Below are 22,972 nucleotides of genomic sequence, written 5' to 3' on the forward strand. Positions count from 1 at the left end.
AACGTTCAGTTAAGTATAAATTGATGTTCCTGGGTTAGTATAGAGCCTGCATCTGTTTGAGCAAAGTATATATCTTTAAAGCTCAGCGTTTTGCCAGACTCCACTCTTCTGAATATCTTATCCGGAGTTATACTATCCAGGCTACCGAACCCACAGGCTTCCATTACTTCTATAGTTGACTTTATGGTATTTGTATGAAAGTTCGCCACGCGCACACGCTTATCTGAAACATCCAAGCCACTGTATAAGCTCTTATCCTGTGTCGCAATACCTACCGGGCAACGGCCTGAATCGCATTGTAATGCCTGTATGCACCCTAACGCGAACATCATACCACGGGCACTGTAGCACATATCTGCACCCAGTGAAATTGCTTTAATGATATCTACACCCGTTATGATTTTACCTGCTGCAATTACCCGTATCTCTTTTCTGAGTTTATATTTCACAAGCATCGCCTGCACAAAGGAAAGTGCATCGTAAAGCGGCATGCCCAGGCTATCGGTAAACTCCAGCGGCGCGGCACCTGTACCACCTTCTGCCCCATCTATCGTGATAAAGTCCGGGAAGATCTGGTTGTGCATCATTTCCTGGCAAAGGCGCTCAAATTCCTGCTTGTTACCAATGCAAAGCTTTATACCAACCGGCTTACCCTTCGACAGAATACGAAGCTTTTCGATGAACAGCAGCATGGTAAACTGATCATTGAAAGCGGAGTGTGCCGGTGGCGAAGCAACTGTGGTAAAAGGCTCAACTTTACGGATAGCAGCGATCTCAGGCGTATTTTTGGCAGCCGGAAGTATACCACCATGTCCAGGTTTTGCTCCCTGCGATAGCTTGATCTCCACCATTTTGATATGCGGATGTGCTACCTGCTCCTCGAAAAGTGTTTCTGAAAAATTTCCCTTGCTGTCGCGGCAACCAAAATAGCCGGTACCAATCTGCCAGATCAGATCGCCACCACCTTCTATATGGAACGGGCTTACACCACCTTCGCCGGTGTTATGCGCAAAACCACCTAATTTGGCCCCGCCGCTCAGCGCCATAACAGCTGTTTTACTCAACGAACCATAGCTCATAGCAGAGATATTGTAAATACTGGCACTATATGGCTGCTGACAACGACTACTGCCTACCGTTACACGTAAATCTTCTTCTTTTACATGTACCGGAAACATGGTATGCGCGATCCACTCAAAACCATTTTCCTGGCTATCGGCTTGCATGCCGAACGGTACCGTCTGGCGCACGTTTTTGGCGCGCTGGTAAACTATAGAGCGTTGCCGGCGGCTGAATGGCTTTCCATCCAGGTCAGACTCGAAGAAATACTGGCGCAGCTCCGGGCGAATACTCTCGAAAAAGTAGCGCAGATAGCCCAGCAATGGGTAATTGCGCAGTATAGAATGTTTTCCTTGCCGAATATTCCGGTGGTAGATAACGTGTAATGGCACAACTAAAACAAGCAGCCATAAAAAGGAAATATCCTGGTAACCCAGGTATAAAGTGAGCGCATAACTGGCAGCAAAAACAACTGCAAGCAATTGTCTTACGCTAAGTTTAGTTAACATATCTGTAAACAAAAATGAAATAAAATAGGAAAAACAGGTAGCGCAAACAGCTGCAGACAACTATAGGCTGCAAACATAATTTACACTAAAAGCACGTGTGGTCGGGGCCGGAGAGGTTTTCCGGCTTACTTGTTAAAGTCCTTAGGAACTGAGAAAAAGTTAAGGCAGTATCCGTTAAGCACATCGCTTAGGGAGAGGTGATGCGAAGCTGCGACAAAGCCAGTGAGTGGCATTGATAAAATAGCTATGTATTTATGGTGTGGCAGCACGGTCAGTTAATTATGATTCAAAGTAAGCGGTTATAAAATTGGAAAACAACTTTGCCTTGTATACGCTGCTTTACCTATATATTGTTTCAGCTAATTATTCAGCTTAGTTCAGGTACCTGATGCTCAGGTAGTATAGATGTTACTTCTATGTAATGTCCGCCTATACTTTCTGTTCTTTGGTGGCAGGCTTCTATAATTAGTTCAGCTGTAGTAAGCAGGTTTATAAGTTCGTAATACAAAAGAGAGAACACCCTGATCTGTTCTGCTTCAAGCTTAATTTCTGAAAGCTTACGCCTGGCAGCTTCCAATCCTCTTCGGGTACGTACAATGCCAGTGTGTTCCCACACCATTGCCTGCAACTCAGCCTTTAATCGCAGCAGTTCCGCAGCATTATCGTAGCCCGGTAAACTATAGGTCAGGCTCTTAAAGGATGTAAAGTAATGTAACGCAGAAGAGGAAGTTACATGAACGGCAGCCGCTTTGCCAAATACCACACCTTCCAGCAGTGAGTTACTGGCCAGCCTGTTTGCACCGTGCACGCCGGTGCAGGCCACCTCTCCTACAGCATATAAGCCGGATATTGATGTTTGCCCGTGCAGGTCTGTTGCTATGCCACCACACTGGTAGTGTGCCGCCGGAACTACAGGTATAAACTCCACAGCAGCATCGATGCCTATACTTTTACATTTGGTGTAGATGAAAGGAAAATTCTTCTGTAACCTGCCTTCGGGTAAACGGGTGGCATCTAAGTATAAACAGGGCGAATGATGCAGGTGTATTTGTTCGTACACAGCTCGGGCAACTATATCGCGCGGCGCCAGTGAGCCCAACGGATGGTATTGTTGCATGAAGGCAGTACCATCCGGCAAAACCAGTTCTGCACCAGCGCCGCGCAATGCCTCACTTATCAGGAATGTATCTTTAGAATCAGGATCGTAAAGAGCTGTCGGGTGAAACTGGAAAAACTCCATATTCCGGATTGTGGCCCCTGCCCTGTATGCCATGGCCAGTCCGTCGCCGGTAGCTATAGTTGGATTGGTGGTGTATTGGTATACCTGACCCGAACCACCTGTTGCTAAAACTATAGCTTTGGCAAGTATGGCTTTATAATTTCCGCTCACCAGGTCCAGCGCCTGCACCCCGTAACAAACCTTCTCCTGATTTATACTTTGCGTAAGCAGGTCAATACCCAGGTGATATTCTGCAATGGTGATATTGGGATGCTGAAAAGCTGCTTTGCTTAGCGCCTGTTGTATACTTAAACCGGTGTGGTCTTTTACGTGCGCGATGCGGTGCTGGCAATGGCCGCCTTCCAAACCCAGAGCTATAGTTTCATCGGGAGCAGTATCGAACTGCACACTTTGCAGCTGTAGCCATTTTATACTTTCAGGAGCCCGCTCAACCATAAACCGAACTGCAGTTTCGTCGCACAAGCCGGCGCCGGCAGTAAGCGTATCCTGCACGTGCTGCTCAAAAGAATCTATATTGCTTAAAACCGCAGCTATACCGCCCTGTGCATAGGCAGTGTTGGTTTCCGTTATTGCAGCTTTACAGAGCACCAACACCTTACCATGTGCAGCAGCTTCCAGGGCAAATGTCAAACCTGCAATGCCGCTGCCCAATACTACAAAATCATAGTTCAGCGTTTCCATTTATGCAAAGGCCAACATTCGCTCTATAGGTGCAAGTGCACGCTTCAGGATGTCTTCCGGCAGGGTTACTTCAAACAAGAATTCCTTTGCTGTTCCAATGGATTTCAAAGATTCAAGGGTTCGCTGCATGGTTATCTGTTTCATGTGCGGACACTTGATGCACGGAACTATAAATTCTTTTTCAGGATACATGCCGCGCAGTGTTGCCCCCAGGTCGCATTCAGAACCAAGTATAAACTGACGGCTCTCGCTCTCGCCTACAAAACGGATAATGTCGGATGTGCTGCCAACTATACCTCCTGCACCTTTCAAGGCATCGGTTACAGTATCGTCCGGAACTTCCCAATGCACCAGCACCTGCGCTTCAGGGTACATCATTTTCAGGCCGTTTATGCGCTGTGGCGTAAATTGCTCATGCACTTCACATTTACCTTCCCAAAGTATAAGTTCTTTACCTGTTTCGGCTTTTATTTTGGTCTGCAGGTTGCGGCCCATGTAGAGGTCTGGCAAAAAGATAAGCTTGTCGCCGCCCAGCGAGCGGGCAATATCCATGGCGTTGCGCGAGGTGCAGCAGATGTCGGCTTCTGCTTTGGTTTCGGCGTAGGTATTGATATAAGCTACTACCGGTACGCCCGGCCATAGTTTCTTCAGCAGTCGCACATCTTCGCCGGTAATACTTTCAGCGAGCGAGCAGCCGGCATCAAAACTAGGAAGTAACACTTGTTTGGCTGGGTTCAGGATCTTGGCCGTCTCCGCCATAAACTTCACCCCGCAGAAAATAATGTAATCCGCTTCCACAGTTTTGGCCGCCACGCTCAGCCCCAGCGAGTCGCCTACAAAATCGGCAATACCGCCATCTTCGTGTTTTACCTGCAGCTCGGCCGGCATATAAAAATGCGACAGCACTACTGCATTATGCTTTTTCTTCAGTTCGCGAATTTCTTCTACAGCATCCAGTAAAGCGGCTTCTTCTTGTGCGGGCAGGGCAACAGGTTCCATGGCTCTGAGTTTTTCAGAGAAGGCGCCCCGGGTTTGGGTAGAAAGCATGTGTGTTGTGTGTTTGTGTTAGACTAAGATTCTACTATTGTTTTGTCAGAACTATAGATTATTCCTTTGATCCGGGTTCGGATATACTTTCTTTTGGCAGCTCTTCGTGCAGGTTGGTAATATAATACTCCCCTGAGTTAATCCCATCTACCAGCGTTTGTATTGTTTTCGTATCAAATACCCGTAGCAATTGGTTGCGGTAAGCTTTTATCTCGTCGTGCAACGGGCAGGGATGTGTATCGGAGCACTGCTTCATGCCCATGCCGCACTTCCGGAAAGCTTCCAGTCCGTCTATTGTTTTTACTACCTCCAGCAGGCTGATTTCGCTGGCCTGGCGATGCAGGAAAAACCCGCCACCCGGTCCTTTTACAGATGCGATCACTCCTTTACGAACCAGGTCCTGCAGGATCTTGCCCATAAAATGCGCGGGCAGTTCCAACTCCTTCGCTATTTCCTTGATGCCTACTTTAAGCCCCTGTGCATCGTTCAGAGCGATGTATACAATGGCGCGCAGGGCATATTCCGTTGTTTTCGATAACATGAGAAACTGTTTATACTTCTAACACTAACACGGCTGCAAAGGTACTATTTCCCTTCCAACTGCCGCATCCCTTCTTCTGTGATCATTTCCGTAGACCACGGCGGCGACCATACCAGGTTTACCTTTACATCCAGGTTCGGAAAACGTTTTAACAGGATCTGCTCTGTTGCATTTACGATGGTGCCGCTCATGGGGCAGCCGGGTGTTGTCAGGGTCAGCTCTATTTCAAGCAGTTCGCCATCCAGGCTCACACTATAGATCAGGCCCAGGTCAACTATATTAATACCCACTTCAGGGTCGATGATGTATTTTAAGGTTTCGTAAACTTCATTTCCGAAGTCTTCAGACACTTGCGTTTCCATAGGAAAAAGGTTTTAGTTCCTGAACTTTATGCATGAGCAGTTGAAACACATTGGCCGTGTATAGCAACGATGTGATGGTAAAGCCGATAGCACCGGCAAGTATAAGTTGTTGGTTGCGCAGCAGTATACCCGTTATCAGAAGTATAAACCCGAGGAGGTAACTGATGTTCTGCCAGCGCTGAATAGTATGGTTGTAAAGGTCTTTTGGAAGCGGCGTTTTAAAGCGACCCACATAGGCTTCGTAAGCGTGCATCCAAACTATAAATGGCAAAGTTTTAAAGGTCTGACCAAGTATAATGGCCGAGATAAATCCCAGAAAAACGGAAATGCCATATACCAGATAAACCGACGATAAAAGCTGTTGCGGCAATGCTACCTTACTGCTAACTATAAACACCAGCACAATAGGCAATACCAGTAAGCCAAGGGCTACAAACGTCTGTTTCATACCCAGATCCACGTCGTGGCGCTGGCGTGTTTTGCTAGTTTCGTAAATGAATAGCATAAACAGCAGCACGCCCCCAACTACCAGCCCCGCATAAACCGGTAATAGAGCCGTATGAAAGAACAGATGATCGAAAATGAAAAACACTAGCCCGGCATTGATCAGGTTATAGCTCCAGTTTAGTTTTTTAAAGCTCTCGGCATGTGCCAGTAAGAACATCGGGATCAGCTTCGCTCCTACTCCGATTATCAGCAGCAAAAACCAGCCGGCCATACCAATGTGTGCGTGCAATTTCAGGTAATGCGTGTGCTCTACCGGCAGAAAAGCCATTGTAAAGTTCAGCACCATAACCAGACCCACTATACCTGTAACCAGCAGCCAGATAGCCGAAGTAACTATAAAATCAGATTCTATGGTCCATTTGGGGGCGAGTCGGGCGGTTTGGATGACGTTGATATTGAAAAGTATAAAAGAGATGACCAGGCTACAGGCAGCCACGTGCATGACATGGCCCAATTCAAAATTCCAGAAGCACCAGGCCAGAAGTATAGTTCCGGCACCCAAAAATCCGAAGGCTATAGTTGCCAGTTTCTCAGAGTATAGTTTGCACTCCAGCACCACCGGCAGCAGTTGGTAAAGCGCCCCGAAAATAAGCATCGTTGCCCAGCCCAGTGCGGCCACATGTGTTAAAGTCAGCAGTTTCGGGTGGAAATAGTGACCACTGAAGGCATCGGTAGAGAAGAGCAGTAGAATGCTGAGCGCTACAAAAGCCAGGGCAGCAAACACGTAATGCGGCAGCACAACCCATTTGCCCGGCGAATTAGATGTAGTGGCAGTGCTCATCGTTTTGGTTATTTATAGATCAGTAAGTCAACCTGGTTAGGGCCAACCTCTTGTATAGTTATGTTAAAGCCTCGCTCCTCCAGTTGAGGCAATAGGAACTGCGGTACCCGTTTGTGCACCACATACAGGGCTTCATCGGCAGGCAACACTTCCAGTTCACCAAGTATAGTTACCATAGGCTGCGGCATTTCCATAGCACGCACATCAATGCGTTTTACCTTACCGGCAAAGCGGGACATCATATCTTCAAAGCTGTTTTTCGCAGGTTTTATAGTTTCCGTCTGTGGAGCTTCGTCAGTTTCCTGTTCAAGCCAGAAGTAAGTATAAACCAGGTTCTCGTTCTTCACATCCGTCCAGAAACTATAGCCCTTCTTTTTCAGGATGGCGATAAGTGGTGTTGGCTCGAAGGTGTTGATGATCAGCAAGGCATTGTTCCCTCCTATCTCCTCCACTGCGTTCATTATCTTTAGGAACGGATCGTTACCGGTGGCTATATCTTCGCAAACATCCAGGGTAAGTATATTTTGCTCCGGTAGTTGTGCCAGATAAGCCGGCTGTGTGCCAGTGGTGGTTTCAGGTGTTTGCATCGTATTTTGTTTTAAAGTATCTGTGTTTGCGGTGTTGCCAACTATAAAGCCAAGTGGCTCCAGCTTCTGATAAAACATTTCTATATCGCAACCTCCGATCCGGGCCGCATCAGCTATAGTTACCCGTGATGCCAGTATCTTGCGCAAAACCGGGTTTCGAAGCTTCTCAAAGTGCTTGTTTATACTTGCAATAGCATATATGGCGGCAGGGTTTTCTTTTATCAGTGCCGATATTTTGGTGTTGGCTGCAATGTTCATGGCTATTCGGCTTGCGCTTTTTTTGTCCAGAACTCAGGTGTAAAAGTGTCCATGCGCGGATCATGTTTATGGCTTAGCAGTTGCCCAACCAGCTCCAGTTCATCAGAGTGCGCTACGGCCTGCAGGTACGGGAACAGCTCGCGTTCCTCCCAACGGATGTGGTCTGTCAGGTCCTGCTCCAGCACTTTAAACAGCTCTTTGTTCATCGGGCTTCCGTCTTCAATCAGCTCAACCAGCGAGTGCAGCAACCTGTGCTCTTCTTCCAGTCTGCCCCGAACTGTATCATCTGTTTTCAGCAGCCTTTTAAGCACCCATTCTTCTTCTTCGCAGTGCTCTTTTAAAATAGTATCCCAGAAATAGCGCACGTACGCACGGATCAAATTCAGGTCGGTCCCATTCTTCAGCCCCTGGCGGAGCTTCCAACAGAACAGCAGGCCAAAGTGGTGCTCACGTGACAGTGGAACTAAACTTTTATCTCTTTTTTGGGGAGTTATTGCCTTTTTCATGGCAGTGGTGGGCAGCGCCCGTTATGCAATTTCTAAACTCAGTTTTACAGGACATCAGGATCAGCAGGATCTTTTAATCGCAGGAAAAGTATAGTTGGTAATCCTGCCAATCCATCAAGCCCATAAACTGTAGTTTTATTTAACTACTTCTTTTTCCATCTCCAGTGCTTTCGGGAACAGGATATTGTTCTCTAAGTGGATGTGGCGGAAGAGATCATCTTCAAACTCTTTCAATTTCTTGAAAGCAACAGTGTAGGTAGCGCAGGCATCCGCCGGCAAAGTATAGCCGTTTGTAAGCTCACGGATTTTCTCCAGTTCAGTACCGGCATGCTCGTGCTCCATCTCCATCATATTTATCGGGTTCTGGATAGATCCGAAGGCAGCAGGTTCCATCTTCACGCCACTTTTCTTCGCTTCGTCCAGCTGCTTAATGTAAGGGAATAGCACGCGCTCTTCTTTTGGCATATGCGATTCCAGCTCGTTTGCTACGTTAGTGAAGTGCTTTACAACTTCTATTAGCTCCGGGTGGCGCTGACCGTGTACGCGGGCAATTTTAGTAGTATATTCATACAGGGCAGGTATGGCTTCGCGCACATATTTATGGTGCATGTTCACAATATAGTCTGCCAGGAACGATGGCTCCCATTTATCGTATTCTGCTTCGCGCGCTTTTTTGGCTTCATCCATCGCTAACAGCTCCTGCTCCAGCTCATCCTGGCTAATGCCTTTTTCTTTGCAAACCTGTGCCACCGATTTTTTACCGCCGCAGCAGAAATCGATGCCATACTTTTTAAATACCTGTGCTTTGCGGTAATCTTTGGCTACCAGCTCGCCTACAGTTTCGCCTTCTTCGGGGGTAAGTTTACCGATACGCACTTCCCATACTTCCGGGCCCTGCTCCAGGTACTCCCATTTAAATGTATTGCCACGCTCACCCAACAGTTGGTAATAAAGTGGTTTCGGATCGTGGTCGTTGTGTATGATAAAAGCTTCGCCACCTTTCAGGTTATCGAACCATTCGAAAATGGTCGGGTGCTTCATGCGTGGCTCCAGAACGGTTACGTCCAGTGTTTTTTCTATGCTTTGTGTGGTTTCCATAATGGTTAAATTTTGTTGTTGTAATCAATCACCGGCGTAAAGGTATATGACGTATTTTTAAAATAAAAGATAAAAAGGTATTTTATTATTTTATTTCATCTCTTACCTTTACAACAGGTTCATCAACAGTTTATTTAAGATTTAAGAACTTACTGGCTCACGTCTTTACAAATAACTATAAAACTGATTTTCAAAGACTTAAATCCGCTTTACAAGTATACTATTATAGTAAAAAAACGAAAATGACCGAAGTCATTTATAAGAGTGACCTTGCTCATCCTGATTCAGATTTATAGTTGATAGCTTGGTGAACTCAAAATATAGTGAACTGCTATATAGGTCTGTTGCCGGTTGTTTTCCGGTCTGCTTTAGAAGTCAGGAATGACTGAACTATAACGCACGTTGTGCTGACCAAATAATACAACCCTGCTGCCCAAAAGGCGCAACACCTGTTACCGAAACCCTTATAAAATTTATAGAGCTACCCCTATGAAGAAAAGTAAACGTCCAGCTGGCCTGTCCTTCGCCCGGCACTTTACCACCGCAGCGCAAAATGCCTACGACATGTTCCGTTACGAGCTCCGCTCCTCCACTATCCGCAACCCGACCGGCGATGTGGTGGCAGAGTTGAACGATGTAGAAGTACCAACACAATGGTCGCAGATCGCGACAGATATACTTGCTCAAAAATACCTGCGTAAAGCAGGTGTACCACAGGCCGATGGTAGAACCGGCGCTGAGAAATCTGCTAAACAAGTGGTGCACCGCCTGGTAAAATGCTGGCAGGACTGGGGCAGTAAGTATGGCTATTTCGCTTCGGAGCAGGATGCACAGGTGTTTTATGATGAACTGGTGTATATGCTGCTGGGCCAGTACGCAGCACCTAACTCGCCTCAGTGGTTCAATACCGGGCTTTATAATTCCTATAGCATCACGGGTAAATCTCAAGGACACTACTATGTAGACCCGGACACAGGCGAAATGAAGGAATCAGGTTCTGCTTTTGAGCGCCCGCAGCCACATGCCTGTTTTATACTTTCGGTGCAGGACGACCTGGGCCAGAAAGGCGGTATAATGGACCTGCTGGTGCAGGAAGCACGTGTGTTTAAGTATGGCTCTGGGGTTGGCACTAACTTTTCAAGTATAAGAGGTAAGGATGAAGCACTTTCGGGTGGCGGTACTTCGTCGGGACTAATGTCGTTTTTAAGGGTGAGCGACCGCGCAGCCGGGGCTATAAAATCGGGTGGCACTACTCGACGGGCCGCTAAAATGGTGTGCCTGGACCTGGATCACCCGGAGATTCAGGAATTTATAAACTGGAAAAAGGACGAAGAGAAAAAAGTAGCTGCCCTTATTGCTGCCGGCTATTCCGGCGATTTTGAAGGCGAAGCATACAATACGGTTTCCGGCCAGAACTCCAACAACTCAGTACGGATACCAAATACCTTCTTTAAAACGCTGCACCAGAACGGAGACTGGCACCTGACTGCCCGAACCGACGGTAAGGTTCTGAAATCTATACCTGCGCGTAATTTGTGGAAGCAGATAGCAGAAGCAGCATGGGCCTGCGCCGACCCGGGCGTGCAATTCGATACAACTATAAACGAGTGGCACACCTCTCCGGCTGAAGGCAGAATTAATGCCTCAAACCCGTGCTCGGAATACATGTTCCTGGATGATACGGCCTGCAACCTGGCATCGCTTAACCTGCTGCGCTTTTTTGATGAAGAGAAACAAGCTTTTGATGTAGCCGCTTTTGAACATGCCTGCAGACTGTGGACAGTAGTTTTGGAGATATCGGTGCTGATGGCGCAGTTTCCTTCTGAAGTGGTAGCGCAACGCTCTTACGATTACAGAACCATAGGTTTGGGTTATGCCAACTTAGGCGCACTGCTTATGGTGCAGGGCCTGCCTTACGATAGCGACGAAGCGCGCGCTTTATCAGCAGGTATCACATCACTAATGACAGGTTCCGCTTACCGAACTTCCGCTGAAATGGCTGCTAGCTTAGGGGCTTTCGCTAAATACGACATCAACAGCGAAGCCATGCTGCGCGTGATGCGCAACCACCGCTTTGCTACTTATAACCAACCGGAGAACTATGAAAAGCTAAGTATAAAACCACACGGCCTGGACCAACAGCTTTGCCCGGATTACCTGTTAAAAGCCGCGCAACACGCCTGGGACGAAGCACTGCAACAAGGCAAAAAATACGGCTACCGAAATGCACAGGCTACCGTTATCGCCCCAACCGGAACCATAGGGTTACTGATGGATTGCGACACGACAGGTGTTGAGCCGGATTATGCGCTGGTGAAGTATAAAAAACTATCGGGTGGTGGTTATTTCAAGATCATCAACCAATCTATACCAGGCGCGCTTAACAAATTAGGTTATAGTTCTGAAGAAATAGAGGCTATAGTTAATTATGCCAAAGGCCATAGTACACTTACCGACTCACCGCACATCAACCCGGAATCTTTGCTACAAAAAGGTTTAACAGAAGAGGAGATTACCAACCTGGAAGCAGTATTACCAAAAGCATATGATCTGTCGTCGCTCTTTAATGTTTATACTTTAGGCGAAGCCTGTTTACAGCGTTTAGGTTATACTTCAGCTGAGTACCAAAACCCAGGGTTTAATTTGCTGCATGCCTTAGGCTATACTTCCAAACAGATAGAAGAAGCGAACGACTACGTTTGCGGAACAATGACCGTAGAAGGCGCGCCATACCTGAAGCCTGAACATTACGCTGTCTTTGATTGCGCCAACCGCTGCGGCAGCAAAGGCAAACGCTTTATACACGCCGAAGGGCACATTAAAATGATGGCCGCGGTGCAACCGTTCATTTCCGGGGCGATCTCTAAAACCATAAACCTACCCAACGAAACCACTGTGGAAGAAGTAGCCCGCTGCTACGAACTGTCTTGGGAACTGGGTCTGAAAGCCTGCTCTATTTACCGCGATGGCAGCAAACTTTCTCAACCTCTCACATCAAAAAGCAGCAGCTCTGTAAGCGAAGAAAAACCTGCTGCCGAGACAAGTATAGCCAACGAAAAATATAATGCAGAGCAAGTGTTGCAGGCAGCCAAAGCTATACTTTCAGATGCATCTAACGCAGGCTTCCGAGAGCAGCTGACTCGCATGGTGGAGCGCCGCAAACTACCGGATAAACGCAACGGATTTACCCAAAAGGCAAAAATAGATGGACATACGGTTTATATCAGAACAGGTGAGTATGCCGATGGATCTTTAGGTGAGTTGTTCATTGATATGTACAAGGAAGGTGCATCTTTCCGGTCTATACTTAACTGCTTTGCTATTTCAGTATCGCTGGGTTTGCAGTATGGCGTGCCGCTGGAAGAGTTTGTGAACCGCTTTACCTTTACCCGTTTCGAACCAGCCGGCCGTGTGGAGCACCCGAATATAAAGTCGGCTACCTCGGTGTTCGACTACATTTTCAGGATGCTGGGGTATGAGTACCTCAACAGAAAAGACCTGGTGCACGTGCAGCCCGAAGAACCGGAAATTATAGATGAAACACCAACTGTAAATCTACCAGAGCAGGCAACAACTATAGTTACAGAAACATCCACCAAGACCAATGGAAAGAGCTACTCAGTTGTTACCCAAAGTAGAACGGTGCTGATGGAGCAAACGCAACAGGTACTGGCCAGCATGATGGGCGATGCCCCCATTTGCAACGTGTGTGGCCATATCACTATCCGCTCCGGCACCTGTTACAAGTGTTTGAACTGCGGCAATAGTTTAGGCTGTAGTTAAAATGATCAATTTGTCATTTCGAATGGTAGTGAGAAATCTGAATCAGATCTCTCCTATCGTCGAGATGACAATTATACTGTTTTAAAGTAAATTGCAACATGACAGAAAAGAAAGATATACTGCGTTTAGAGGATGTAAAATTGCTGGTAGATACCTTTTACACAAGAGTGCGGGCTGATGAATTGCTGGGACCAATATTTGACGAGCGCATTCAGGACAGATGGGCGCGCCACCTGGATATTATGTACCGTTTCTGGCAAACCGTATTGCTCGATGAGCTGACTTACCAGGGCGCTCCCGGCTCAAAACACATTACCCTGCCTGTTGATGCAGCACATTTTGAACGCTGGATACTGCTGTTTTATACAACTATAGACGAATTGTTTACCGGCGAGAAAGCAGAAGAAGCAAAATGGCGTGCCCAGAAAATGGCCGATATGTTCGCCAGCAAAATAGAATACTATAAACAGAACAAGGGAAGGACAATTCTGTAAAAAGCAAAAACGCTCTCCGATCTTGTAAACACTGCAAGCACCTGCTATTTATACTCTCTTCAATTTAAATTCAGGCTCTTGTAGTTCGCCCAGATTTATACTTCGATTAACACGAAACTGCGAGATGAAGAACAGGATCAGACCGAACGGCAAAAGTATACTTACTCCAAATAGCAACTCGTTATAGTGTGGCATTGCTCCGAGTCCTGCCCAGTAAAAAATACCTTGCAAGAATAACAAGGCTTCGCTGCTAAAAAAGCCTAGTATAAACAGGCCTATCCCCCACCGGCTTAGGGCTGTTTTAAAACTTAGCCAACCCTGCTGCACAAAAAAAGCAAGTATAAAAAAGCTGACGAACCCGATAAGCACCAGGTGCAGGTAACCGATTATGAAGTTGCGCAATTGATAAGCTAGATTTGCCATGTATGGGAATGTGGTAGTGAACTGCATCAGGGTTTTAAGTATAAAAGCGGTAGCTGCAAGTATAAGTATGGCCCGAGCCCAGTTGCCAAATAAACCCAGCAATTGCTTACGAATCGGCCAAAGTATAAACACCAGAATAGCCAAAGAAATTACCTGGGTCAGCGCTGCGACTCCACCTAAAAAGTAAACGATAGCATCCGGTTTTATCCAGAGCACAGACAGCAGGTAAGCAGGCAAACAGGCCCAGAACATCAGCCTGAAAAACAGCAAACTATACTTTACATTAAAGCTGATCTTATACTTCTCCAGTAACCAGAATAATAAGCCTAAGACTGCAAATGTGAGCCAGCCGTTGTACAGAAAATGCAGGTAAAAATAGATGGCATTATAGTATAGTTCGGTAAAGCTGTTACCTGTCGCCATGACCGGCCCCATACTCCAGGGCCCCAGCGACGAAAGCGCCAGGAAAAACAAGGCAGCCTTCACAAACCGGAACGACAAACTATAGGTACCAACACTTACTTTTGCAGTTTTGGCATCTTTCAGGAAGCGGTAAATAAACCAGTAGGTAAAGAGAATATGCACCGTAGAAAAAGTTATGGAAACTGCCCCATACCCCTGCACCGGAAAACTCAGTAACATGCCCAGCACCGCCCCCTGCGCCAGCCAGAATTGCCAGGTATACGTTTTCTTGCTCTGTAAATCTGCTGGCAAGTACGCATGCAAAAGTGCAATAAAAAGTGCCGGGTAAAGCCACCCAAGCAGCGCCACATGCGAGTGCGCGTGTAGCAGGAATTTATAGTTCAGCACAGTAACAGGTACTACAAATGTCCAGCGCAGCAACAGGCCCAACATGGCAATAAGCACCAGGTTGAGTAGTGCAGCTAAAAGCCAGTTTCTTTTTAAGTGCAGGTTCAAGTATGCTGTTTTTCAGTTTTACGCAGCTGCAAATTAAGCTATCGAAACTTGTTTTAAAACCTCAGAAATCAGCAAGTATAAATCCTGCTGCAACGCCTGGCTGCGGTCTTTGGCATACCACAATTGAATTTGCTGCACCAGTTCGTCGTGGCTGACTTCCGGGTTTAGTGTCTTAAACTGTTTTACCTGTTCCTGAATAGCAGTCGGGCGTGGTCCCCAGGTAAATATACGCTCGCCGGTTTCCGCATCTATACAAATTAATTTAGGTATAGACCGGCTGTTGTTTGTCAGGCAGGTATTCATCAGTTCGGGGTTCTCATCGCGGAGCAGCACAGTCAGAGTTATACCTGGTGTTTGCTCCGCTATGGCAGCAATGGCGGGTAACAGTTGAGCCCCGTCGCCGCACCAGCTTTCTACAAGTATAAGCCAGTTCCAGTTCACATTGTTTTGTGCCAACAGTTCATTAAGTTCTGGCTGTATTACAAATTGCTTTTCCACGCGCTTCATGCGCTGCTGGTTCAGTTTTGTAAAGTTTATTTTCTGCTCCGTCTGTTCATCGCCGGTTGTTTTGTTCAGGGCAATCAGTTCTTCGGTCAAGGCTTTAAATTGCTGGTACGTCATCGGGTTTACCAGCTCGGTATAGTATGTTTCTGAAGGTATCATAATTTGAGCATTTTAATGATGCAAGTATAGCATAAGCTGTTGATCCATAAAGTGATCCAAGTCACTTATGATAAGTATTTTATCTTCTTTTTACAGGGACTTCGGAATGATGATAATTAAATGATGCATGTCACTTTTGTGACTGACGATACTCATTTCAGGTAGTGACTAGTATAGGTAGCTTGCAGGATGTTACCATATTAAAGTTCCTGCCTATGTTAGATCGTATCCTTGGTACAGCAATTGGAATCAAATGCATTTATGGTTGCCTTTTTATCTGCTTCCTGTTTTTTACTGCCTTTGTTTATACTGCCGAAGTACCGGATACTGCGCCTCTACCGCAACAGGAACTAGCCCTGCAGGGCAAACACATCTGGCAGAAACATAACTGCTCTGCGTGCCACCAGTTTTATGGGTTGGGTGGTTACATTGGCCCCGATGTTACAAATGTGATGTCTGCCAAGGGTAAGGGCGAAAGTTACGTGCGAGCTGTATTACAAAACGGTACAGCAACCATGCCTGATTTTAACTTAAGTGTAAAGGATGTGGATGCACTTGTAGCTTTTCTGATAGAAGCCGACAAAACAGGGAAATCGGGAAGAGAGCATTTCCTGGCCGATAACTTTGGTCAGATTCATCCTAAGAGGAAAAAGTCCCCACGCAACTAACCTAACACATGAACAGATCCATCGGGTTCTTGAGTATTGCCACTGGCCTTTGTTTCCTGGTAGCAGGCATTTTATTTGGCAGTCTAGGAGGTATCTTCTACCTGTTTCCGCAGGAACTCCGCGACCTCTTACCTTTTACCAAACTTCGCCCCCTGCACGTCTCGTCTGTTATTTTCTGGATACTATTTACAGCCATCGGTGGCTTATACTTATACCTGCCAAAGCATAAAACCAGGTTGGCAAACAAGCTGGGACTGGGGCAGTATCTGTTATTGTTAACGGCAGCTGTAGCTATACCTGGCTGCTACATAGCCGGCATTTTTGGTGGCCGCGAGTATTGGGAATACCCGCCCATACTTGGATTACTTATCGCAGCTTCTTTTATACTTCTAGGCATCAACTTTTATAAGAGCATCCGGCATAAACCTGCAAAAGAGCCCTGGCCTGTTTACCGCTGGATGTGGCTTTCCGGTATAGTGTTCTTTATACTTTCGTTTGCCGAATCTTACCTGTGGCTGTTGCCTTACTTTAAACAGAACCTGGTGCGTGACATGGCTGTGCAGTGGAAATCCTACGGTTCGCTGGTTGGTTCCTGGAACATGCTGATAAACGGAAGCGCTCTGTTTGTGATGGAAAAAATCAGCGGTGATAAAACGACAGCCCGAAAACCCCTCACTTTTTTTATGTTCTTCCTGGGCTTGTTTAACCTCATGTTTAACTGGGGGCACCACATTTACAACCTGCCTGTCAGCAATATTATCCGGTATACGGCTTACCTCGTGAGCATGACCGAGCTGCTTATACTTGCCAAAATTATCTGGAACTGGCGCAGCAGCCTGAGCCAGGCACAAAAGTATAAACACATCCTATCTTACCGCTTCTTCACCGCTGCCGATATCTGGATCTTGTTAAACCTGGTCATGGCTATCCTGATGTCGGTGCCGGCAATAAATCTTTACTCGCATGGCACGCACATTACCGTGGCTCACGCAATGGGTACCACCATAGGCATTAATACCATGTTGTTGCTGGCATCGGTTTGTTATGCCTGCAGCCGCTTTTTTGGTGATTTCAGTCAGCCTAAACTGAAACTATTGAACAGGGGTTTATACCTGAGCAATGCTTCACTACTTATTTTCTGGGTAGCCCTGATAGGTGCAGGTATAGGGAAAGCCATACTTCAGACTGATAACCCGGATCTTCCGCATGCCATCCTCATGCAGCAACTTATACCTTGGTTCATCGGCTTTGCAATGTCTGGTTTAGGGGTGGCAACAGGTATTGTACTTATGGTATGGCCACTTCTTACTACTATCCTGAAACTCAAAAAACTACCCCATCCCGAACAACCTCAACGGCATTTACAGCCTTTATAACCATGGATAATACGATAGTACAACAACCAATCCGCCACTTCGACCCTGAAAACCTGCAAGTGGCTTTCTGTACCAAAACTAATGAAGAGTTAATACTGGCCAACTTCCTATTTACCATGATGGGCAAACCGGCACTGGTAAAACTGGGTGGTGTAGCAACCAACTGGGGGCTAAAACTGGGCCTGCCAATTAAGGGGCTGATACGGAAAACAATTTACAGGCATTTTTGCGGTGGCGAGACCGTGCAGGAAGCTCAGGCCGTAGTTGCCAGGCTGGCTGCAGCCCGTGTACATACTGTGCTTGATTATGCCGCCGAAGCGCAGGAAAATGAAGCGGGTTTTGATGCCGTGCGCGACGAGATACTGCGCAACATTGTCCTTGCCGATAAACTCAAATCCTTCTCTTACCTGAGTATAAAGCTGACAGGTATAGGCCACAAGGATATCTTCGAGAAATTACAGGAAAACAAATCGCTTACACAGGCAGAACAGCATGCTTATGCCAGAACGGAACAGCGCCTGGATGCTGTTTGCAGCGCCGTTGCCAAAGCCGACCTTACCCTGTACATTGATGCCGAAGAAAGCTGGATGCAGGACCCAATGGATAAGCTGGCTGAACAGATGATGTACAAGTATAACCAGGCTCGTGCCGTTATCTTTAACACCCTCCAAATGTACCGCACCGACCGTATTGCTTACCTGCAGGCCTGCCTGAAACGTTGCGCTGCTGCCGGTGTAATAGCAGGTATAAAAATAGTGCGCGGCGCCTACCTGGAGAAAGAGCAGGAACGTTCCCGGAAGTATAACTACCCTTGCCCGGTGTTTACGGTGAAAGCTGACACAGACCAGAGCTTTAACCAGGCTATAGACATTACCCTGAACCACCTGCACCAGGCAGAACTGTGTGCCGCTACGCACAACGAGTACAGCACGACTTACCTGACCAAGCGAATCCGGAAAGATAACATTGAGAACCAGCAGAAACGTATTCATTTTTCGCAACTGTACGGCATGAGCGACAACCTGACCTTTAACCTGGCTGATGCTGGTTTTAATGCATCCAAGTATGTGCCTTATGGCGATGTGGCCACAGCTGTTCCTTACCTGATTAGGAGAGCGGAAGAGAATACGTCCATAGCCGGACAAATGGGTCGTGAGTTAAACATGTTACAGCAAGAACTGCGCCGGCGTAAACTATAAAATCAATATGAATCATACTTTTGGACCTGATAGTAATCAGCTACTATTAGGTCCATTTGCTTTGTTTTAAATCTAATGCCTTGGCTTTTTATGTAACTCACACACCTACAGCACGTTTTTATAGCTTAACCAAAAAATTTAAACTATGAAAAAGCTATTAATCATATCATTAGGACTGTTTATTTTTGGCTGCAACTCAAATACAGGCAACGATGACGAACATGCTACAAGCGAAGAAAACATTGAAGTAGGATCTGGGGAAGAAGTATCACCTCAACTGGAAACTACCCGCGACTCTGCCAGTATGGAGGTAGATACGGTTTCATCTTCAACCGAAATAGACCAGCAACAACAATAAGCAGTATCTCAGTTTTTCAAAAAACAAGAGCGCAGAACATAGATTCTGCGCTCTAAAAAATCACCAAAACACCTACTATTCTTAAATGCTATAACTGGTGGTTTATACTACAGATCCCGTCTTGAGAAGATCCTCCTGGAACTCATAAAAGGAACGATCACCCACACCAGCAACAAACCAAAGGCCAGCCCTATACCCCACAAATTACCCAGCAAACTCTTATAAAGGGCACCGGTGTAACCCATCAGTGCCGATACATCCAGGTTCAGCAATACAATTATTCTGCCCAGATCTATCGGGTTCAGGGCTGTTAAAGCTAGTGTTGCATTCTCGAGTGGGTAATCGCTGAAGGAATAAAGTATAAACAGTACAATGCCATCATATATCAGGGCAAAGTAAAACCACAGCAGCAGTGCTATACCTATACCTTTGGCTTTATCACGGGTAATAACAGATGCCAGGAACGCCATCGCCACAAAAATGAACGTTATGAACACGCCTGTAAGCACCAGGTATAAACCGGTTATACTTGCTCCAAAAAGCAGCATCGGCACGCCCACGCCAAGTATAAAAGCCCCCGAAAGCGAACAAGCCACGCCCAGGTACTCGCTCATAAATATCTTTTTACGGTTGATAGGCTGCGCTACCAGCAGTTCCATAAACTCATAGGAGTTGTAAAAGTGCGTAGTGGCAAAAACGATACTGATCAGCGGCACGGTAAGCAGTACAATGTTCAGCAGGCTAAGTATAGCTTTATCCGGGTTGCCGCCCAGGTTAAATAACCCGATAGTAAGCAACAACAGGAACAAAGTATAAGCCACTATAATCTTGTTCCGGATGATGTCGTAGAAAACGTATTTGATGATCTTGTTCATGGCTTAGTCCTCCTCGTTCAGAATTTTGGCAATGGCGCGGCTCAGGCGTTCTTCGTTTGTCTGAGCTTTAATATCGGCGATGGTATCATGGAATTTCACCTGCCCGTCTACCATACACATCACTTCATCGGCTACCTCCTCTACTTCACTCATAATATGTGATGTGATCAGGATCAGCTTCCCTTTCTTCTTCTCTTTCAGAATTTTACTTTTCAGTATTTCTGCTGAGATCGGGTCCAGGCCGGCAGTAGGTTCATCGAGGATCAGGATCTTCGGATCGAACATAAAGGCAAGGGCGGCGCTTACTTTTTGCTTCGTCCCCCCAGATAAAGCCCCCATCCGTTTTTCATACATATCCTTTAAACCATAAAGCCCGATCAGTTCTTCATCTACCTGCTTCACATCTTTGCGTATGTCTCGTATCATGTCGATCACTTGGCGGATCTTCATGTTTTCGGGGTAACGGCCTATCTGCGGCATATACCCTATCTGACTGCGGTAGGCGTGTTCTTTAAGTATACTTTTACCACTAATTTTAATATCACCCCCATCAGGTAGCACCATACCAAGCATACACTTTATCATGGTGGTTTTACCGGAGCCATTAGGCCCAATGACCGACACTACTTTTCCGGGATCGAAGCTGACACTAACGCCACCCAGCACCTGCAGCTTACCGTACGACTTGCGTAAGTTTTCTATTGTTATCATAATTTATCTTCTTCATCATTGGCTGCTCGTCGAGCAGACTCTCAGGTATAAAGCTTGGCATCACCTTCTCAATATTGTCCATCAGGTCAACCATAAAACTGCGCATAAACATTACAGAAGGCGGCACTTTCTCTACCAACATCGAGTATAAGCTAACCGGACGGTACGACACATCTCCTACTCTGTCTTTGTTCAGGTCGTAGCCGCTATACTTGTCCCAGTAGTTGTTCTCGAACAGGTTCATAGTTGGGGTACCGTTCGTACTCACATCAAAAGAATTGCCTGTAAAGTTGTTCAGCTTAAAGGTATCCTCAATGCAGCTGCTCAGGAGCCTGATCGCCCAGCCGTTTTTATCAAATTCGTTTCTCTGTATATCCAGCCGGCTGGAGCTTTCCATGTAAATGCCAGTGGTGTTTCTGCGGAATGTGTTGTGGTAAATTACGCTGTTTGTGATCTCTTTCAGCAGCAGACCATACGCGGCAGCGCCCCAGTTACCCTCAAAAGTGTTGTGCTCCATCCGGATGTTACGTGTATACATTACAGCCACTCCCGCCCCATTTTTACGGAAAGTGTTGTGCGTGTACACGTTGCCGTCCGAAAACATAAAGTGCAGCCCGTAACGCAGGTTGTTCTGGCTCAGGTTATTCTTCACTTCGCTGTCCTTTACAAACTCCAGGTAAATACCATCGCGGTGGCCATTTACTTTGTTATTGCTGATAACCGCATTGTTGCAGTACCACAGATGGATAGCATTACCCAAAGCCGATTCATTTAACCCGGTTACATCTTTACCCGACACTATATTCCCTTTGATTACACAGTTTTCTGAGTTTTGCAGGTAGATGCCGAAGTACGTATTAAGTATAGTATTATTAAGTATGCGGATATTGTTACGTTCCACCACGCGTATAGCAGCATCATCCTGACGGTAGCTGGTGGCAATGTTTTTTATGGTAAGGCCCTCTATAGTTACATTGTCGGCTACAACTGTAAATACCTGGCCTTTATAGTTTCCATCAATTACCGGCTTGTTCTGGCCTAGTATTGTGATTGGCTTATCGATTACAATTCCATGCTCCTTGTACACTCCCTTCTGGATCAGTACGGTATCGCCTGGTTTAGCTTTTTTTACCGCCTGTTTTACCGAAGTATAGGTACAGGTTTTACACACTTTAAGCGTACTGCCGAAGGCAACATTAGCCCACAGCAGCAACACCGAAGTGCTTACTATAAGAAAAATATTTTTACTCAGGTTTTTCATTGTTCTTCACGGCTGTTACCGCTTCGTTCCAGGTCAGCAGGCGACCGCCGTGCTCCTGATGCATTTTAGTTGCTGCAGTTTTATCGGCTACGGCTGTTAAGTATAAGCCCATCGGGCTTGGCAGATTTTTGCTCTGCAGGTAATGTGCTTTTCGTGCATCAATCAGCTCGCCGGGTTTTGTAAAATCGCTTACAAGTATAAAAGATGCTTTTTCAGCTAATTCAGTTTGCTCATTCACATACGCCATCAAACATTCCGACGAATCGAAAAAGAAGGCTTTGCCTTTATCATTTACCAGTTCTGCTCCATAGCGGTTATCGGCTACGGTCATGTTGCAGTGCGCACAGTTAGCGGCTCCGTATGGTATTGGTTTCTGCTCTGGCTTGCAGCTAACTATAGCACTAAGTATAAACAGCAACCCAACTATTTTCAAGACTGGTTTCATGCGGCTGAGTGAACAGGTTTATTAATTAATTCTTTTTTGGCTGATTTGTAGCTCAGGTAAAAGGCAAGAATACTGAACACAATGGCCAGTAAAATGCCTGCACTGCCTAAAGCCGGTAACGACAATGCCTCAAAGTTGAGCAATGTTTTGTTGCCCAGCAGCGGCGGAATATAGGTCATGCCCGGTACTTTTATAGGTGCTTCGGGGCTTAAGTTGGTACCGAACTTAACAAGCCATAGATAAAAATCAAGTATACCGGCGGCTCCGGCTCCCATCAGTAAACCGGCCCATGCACCAGCCAGGTTTCGTTTGCCTATCAATGCTATCAGTACTCCGGTTACCATAAAACCAATTACGATGTAGGGCATGAATTTAAGCTCGGCAAATGACTCAGCGTGGATCGGTTCCATACCGATGTAGTGATTGAGGATATTGAAGTTCTGAAGAACACTTTCGGAACTGCCTGATATCTTATTTACCCAAATGTGCATTTCCAATCCTTCAGGATATTGCGGGGCTTTGAGGTATATCTTCCACATCGGAAACATAAACAACAAGCCAAGAGATAATGCTGCCACAATCATCAGCACTCTATGTATCGCTTTCATCCTTTTATAGTTTA

22 protein-coding genes are annotated in these 22,972 nt (G+C 46.3%); 6 read left to right on the top strand and 16 right to left on the bottom strand.

The features are described from left to right. Nucleotides 1-5: 5 nt before the first annotated feature. The 9 genes from MJ612_RS07060 to ric all read right to left on the bottom strand — a co-directional run bounded on the left by MJ612_RS07060 (nt 6) and on the right by ric (nt 9,176). Nucleotides 6-1,568 carry an FMN-binding glutamate synthase family protein gene (locus MJ612_RS07060; protein ID WP_187032760.1) on the bottom strand — a complete coding sequence of 521 codons (1,563 nt, stop codon included), beginning with the start codon at nt 1,566-1,568 and terminating at the stop codon, nt 6-8. A 367-nt stretch (nt 1,569-1,935) separates the two neighbouring features. Continuing rightward, a complete protein-coding gene (nadB, locus tag MJ612_RS07065) occupies nt 1,936-3,489 on the bottom strand; it encodes an L-aspartate oxidase (RefSeq protein WP_187032762.1) in 1,554 nt (517 codons plus the stop codon). Continuing rightward, nucleotides 3,490-4,536 carry a quinolinate synthase NadA gene (nadA, locus tag MJ612_RS07070; protein WP_187032764.1) on the bottom strand — a complete coding sequence of 349 codons (1,047 nt, stop codon included), beginning with the start codon at nt 4,534-4,536 and terminating at the stop codon, nt 3,490-3,492. Between the two features lie 58 nt (nt 4,537-4,594). Beyond that, complete coding sequence (locus MJ612_RS07075) at nt 4,595-5,077, bottom strand: RrF2 family transcriptional regulator (RefSeq protein WP_187032766.1); 483 nt, start codon at nt 5,075-5,077, stop codon at nt 4,595-4,597. Between the two features lie 44 nt (nt 5,078-5,121). After that, nucleotides 5,122-5,439, bottom strand: coding sequence for a metal-sulfur cluster assembly factor (locus MJ612_RS07080; RefSeq protein ID WP_187032768.1), 318 nt, complete (start codon nt 5,437-5,439; stop codon nt 5,122-5,124). Beyond that, nucleotides 5,420-6,727, bottom strand: coding sequence for a hypothetical protein (locus MJ612_RS07085; protein ID WP_187032770.1), 1,308 nt, complete (start codon nt 6,725-6,727; stop codon nt 5,420-5,422). Before MJ612_RS07085 ends, MJ612_RS07080 begins: the two co-directional genes overlap by 20 nt. Before the next feature lie 8 nt (nt 6,728-6,735). Then, on the bottom strand, nt 6,736-7,572 hold the full coding sequence (locus MJ612_RS07090; RefSeq protein WP_187032772.1) for a DUF2249 domain-containing protein: 837 nt from the start codon (nt 7,570-7,572) through the stop codon (nt 6,736-6,738). 2 nt (nt 7,573-7,574) lie between these two features. Then, on the bottom strand, nt 7,575-8,078 hold the full coding sequence (locus MJ612_RS07095; RefSeq protein ID WP_187032774.1) for a hemerythrin domain-containing protein: 504 nt from the start codon (nt 8,076-8,078) through the stop codon (nt 7,575-7,577). Between the two features lie 135 nt (nt 8,079-8,213). After that, nucleotides 8,214-9,176, bottom strand: coding sequence for an iron-sulfur cluster repair di-iron protein (ric, locus tag MJ612_RS07100; protein WP_187032776.1), 963 nt, complete (start codon nt 9,174-9,176; stop codon nt 8,214-8,216). 489 nt (nt 9,177-9,665) lie between these two features. Between ric and MJ612_RS07105 the strand changes: the two genes are divergently transcribed. Next, the gene (locus MJ612_RS07105; RefSeq protein ID WP_187032778.1) at nt 9,666-12,959 is read left to right on the top strand and encodes a vitamin B12-dependent ribonucleotide reductase; all 3,294 of its coding nucleotides are present in this window, start codon (nt 9,666-9,668) and stop codon (nt 12,957-12,959) included. A gap of 98 nt (nt 12,960-13,057) precedes the next feature. Further along, on the top strand, nt 13,058-13,453 hold the full coding sequence (locus tag MJ612_RS07110) for a group III truncated hemoglobin (protein WP_187032780.1): 396 nt from the start codon (nt 13,058-13,060) through the stop codon (nt 13,451-13,453). A 48-nt stretch (nt 13,454-13,501) separates the two neighbouring features. Here the strand turns inward: MJ612_RS07110 and MJ612_RS07115 are convergent, their stop codons facing one another. Both MJ612_RS07115 and MJ612_RS07120 read right to left on the bottom strand, forming a co-directional pair. Then, the gene (locus MJ612_RS07115) at nt 13,502-14,794 is read right to left on the bottom strand and encodes a hypothetical protein (RefSeq protein ID WP_187032782.1); all 1,293 of its coding nucleotides are present in this window, start codon (nt 14,792-14,794) and stop codon (nt 13,502-13,504) included. A gap of 33 nt (nt 14,795-14,827) precedes the next feature. Then, nucleotides 14,828-15,457: a thioredoxin family protein gene (locus MJ612_RS07120; RefSeq protein ID WP_187032784.1), complete on the bottom strand. Its 630-nt coding sequence runs from the start codon at nt 15,455-15,457 to the stop codon at nt 14,828-14,830. Nucleotides 15,458-15,672: 215 nt separating this feature from the next. On the opposite strand from MJ612_RS07120, the gene MJ612_RS07125 reads away from it, so the two are divergent. The 4 genes from MJ612_RS07125 (at nt 15,673) to MJ612_RS07140 (ending at nt 19,058) form a co-directional block, all read left to right on the top strand. Further along, entirely contained in the window at nt 15,673-16,125 is a 453-nt protein-coding gene (locus tag MJ612_RS07125) for a c-type cytochrome (RefSeq protein ID WP_187032786.1), read from the top strand. Nucleotides 16,126-16,133: 8 nt separating this feature from the next. Further along, nucleotides 16,134-17,501, top strand: coding sequence for a cbb3-type cytochrome c oxidase subunit I (locus tag MJ612_RS07130; RefSeq protein ID WP_187032788.1), 1,368 nt, complete (start codon nt 16,134-16,136; stop codon nt 17,499-17,501). A 2-nt stretch (nt 17,502-17,503) separates the two neighbouring features. Further along, a complete protein-coding gene (locus tag MJ612_RS07135) occupies nt 17,504-18,700 on the top strand; it encodes a proline dehydrogenase family protein (RefSeq protein ID WP_187032791.1) in 1,197 nt (398 codons plus the stop codon). A 145-nt stretch (nt 18,701-18,845) separates the two neighbouring features. After that, entirely contained in the window at nt 18,846-19,058 is a 213-nt protein-coding gene (locus MJ612_RS07140) for a hypothetical protein (protein ID WP_187032793.1), read from the top strand. A gap of 107 nt (nt 19,059-19,165) precedes the next feature. On the opposite strand, the gene MJ612_RS07145 is transcribed toward MJ612_RS07140, so the two are convergent. Genes MJ612_RS07145 through MJ612_RS07165 form a run of 5 tightly spaced genes read right to left on the bottom strand, consistent with a single transcriptional unit; the run spans nt 19,166 to nt 22,958 of the window. Next, nucleotides 19,166-19,933, bottom strand: coding sequence for an ABC transporter permease subunit (locus MJ612_RS07145; protein WP_187032795.1), 768 nt, complete (start codon nt 19,931-19,933; stop codon nt 19,166-19,168). Nucleotides 19,934-19,936: 3 nt separating this feature from the next. Then, a complete protein-coding gene (locus tag MJ612_RS07150; protein ID WP_187032797.1) occupies nt 19,937-20,644 on the bottom strand; it encodes an ABC transporter ATP-binding protein in 708 nt (235 codons plus the stop codon). Next, the gene (locus tag MJ612_RS07155; RefSeq protein WP_187032799.1) at nt 20,607-21,905 is read right to left on the bottom strand and encodes a nitrous oxide reductase family maturation protein NosD; all 1,299 of its coding nucleotides are present in this window, start codon (nt 21,903-21,905) and stop codon (nt 20,607-20,609) included. The genes MJ612_RS07150 and MJ612_RS07155 overlap by 38 nt, the downstream gene beginning before the upstream one ends. Further along, nucleotides 21,889-22,350 (bottom strand): nitrous oxide reductase accessory protein NosL, encoded by a 462-nt coding sequence (locus MJ612_RS07160; protein WP_187032801.1) that lies wholly within the window; start codon nt 22,348-22,350, stop codon nt 21,889-21,891. The genes MJ612_RS07155 and MJ612_RS07160 overlap by 17 nt, the downstream gene beginning before the upstream one ends. Continuing rightward, nucleotides 22,347-22,958 (bottom strand): hypothetical protein, encoded by a 612-nt coding sequence (locus tag MJ612_RS07165; protein ID WP_187032803.1) that lies wholly within the window; start codon nt 22,956-22,958, stop codon nt 22,347-22,349. Before MJ612_RS07165 ends, MJ612_RS07160 begins: the two co-directional genes overlap by 4 nt. Nucleotides 22,959-22,972: the final 14 nt, after the last annotated feature.

The organism is Pontibacter deserti, assembly GCF_023630255.1.
Classification (GTDB): Bacteria; Bacteroidota; Bacteroidia; order Cytophagales; family Hymenobacteraceae; genus Pontibacter; species Pontibacter deserti.

What these genes read in the sequence shown, in the direction of transcription:
- MJ612_RS07060 (WP_187032760.1), bottom strand. Translation starts at nt 1,568, where the DNA reads ATGTTAACTAAACTTAGCGTAAGACAATTGCTTGCAGTTGTTTTTGCT.
- nadB (WP_187032762.1), bottom strand. Translation starts at nt 3,489, where the DNA reads ATGGAAACGCTGAACTATGATTTTGTAGTATTGGGCAGCGGCATTGCA.
- nadA (WP_187032764.1), bottom strand. Translation starts at nt 4,536, where the DNA reads ATGCTTTCTACCCAAACCCGGGGCGCCTTCTCTGAAAAACTCAGAGCC.
- MJ612_RS07075 (WP_187032766.1), bottom strand. Translation starts at nt 5,077, where the DNA reads ATGTTATCGAAAACAACGGAATATGCCCTGCGCGCCATTGTATACATC.
- MJ612_RS07080 (WP_187032768.1), bottom strand. Translation starts at nt 5,439, where the DNA reads ATGGAAACGCAAGTGTCTGAAGACTTCGGAAATGAAGTTTACGAAACC.
- MJ612_RS07085 (WP_187032770.1), bottom strand. Translation starts at nt 6,727, where the DNA reads ATGAGCACTGCCACTACATCTAATTCGCCGGGCAAATGGGTTGTGCTG.
- MJ612_RS07090 (WP_187032772.1), bottom strand. Translation starts at nt 7,572, where the DNA reads ATGAACATTGCAGCCAACACCAAAATATCGGCACTGATAAAAGAAAAC.
- MJ612_RS07095 (WP_187032774.1), bottom strand. Translation starts at nt 8,078, where the DNA reads ATGAAAAAGGCAATAACTCCCCAAAAAAGAGATAAAAGTTTAGTTCCA.
- ric (WP_187032776.1), bottom strand. Translation starts at nt 9,176, where the DNA reads ATGGAAACCACACAAAGCATAGAAAAAACACTGGACGTAACCGTTCTG.
- MJ612_RS07105 (WP_187032778.1), top strand. Translation starts at nt 9,666, where the DNA reads ATGAAGAAAAGTAAACGTCCAGCTGGCCTGTCCTTCGCCCGGCACTTT.
- MJ612_RS07110 (WP_187032780.1), top strand. Translation starts at nt 13,058, where the DNA reads ATGACAGAAAAGAAAGATATACTGCGTTTAGAGGATGTAAAATTGCTG.
- MJ612_RS07120 (WP_187032784.1), bottom strand. Translation starts at nt 15,457, where the DNA reads ATGATACCTTCAGAAACATACTATACCGAGCTGGTAAACCCGATGACG.
- MJ612_RS07125 (WP_187032786.1), top strand. Translation starts at nt 15,673, where the DNA reads ATGTTAGATCGTATCCTTGGTACAGCAATTGGAATCAAATGCATTTAT.
- MJ612_RS07130 (WP_187032788.1), top strand. Translation starts at nt 16,134, where the DNA reads ATGAACAGATCCATCGGGTTCTTGAGTATTGCCACTGGCCTTTGTTTC.
- MJ612_RS07135 (WP_187032791.1), top strand. Translation starts at nt 17,504, where the DNA reads ATGGATAATACGATAGTACAACAACCAATCCGCCACTTCGACCCTGAA.
- MJ612_RS07140 (WP_187032793.1), top strand. Translation starts at nt 18,846, where the DNA reads ATGAAAAAGCTATTAATCATATCATTAGGACTGTTTATTTTTGGCTGC.
- MJ612_RS07145 (WP_187032795.1), bottom strand. Translation starts at nt 19,933, where the DNA reads ATGAACAAGATCATCAAATACGTTTTCTACGACATCATCCGGAACAAG.
- MJ612_RS07150 (WP_187032797.1), bottom strand. Translation starts at nt 20,644, where the DNA reads ATGATAACAATAGAAAACTTACGCAAGTCGTACGGTAAGCTGCAGGTG.
- MJ612_RS07155 (WP_187032799.1), bottom strand. Translation starts at nt 21,905, where the DNA reads ATGAAAAACCTGAGTAAAAATATTTTTCTTATAGTAAGCACTTCGGTG.
- MJ612_RS07160 (WP_187032801.1), bottom strand. Translation starts at nt 22,350, where the DNA reads ATGAAACCAGTCTTGAAAATAGTTGGGTTGCTGTTTATACTTAGTGCT.
- MJ612_RS07165 (WP_187032803.1), bottom strand. Translation starts at nt 22,958, where the DNA reads ATGAAAGCGATACATAGAGTGCTGATGATTGTGGCAGCATTATCTCTT.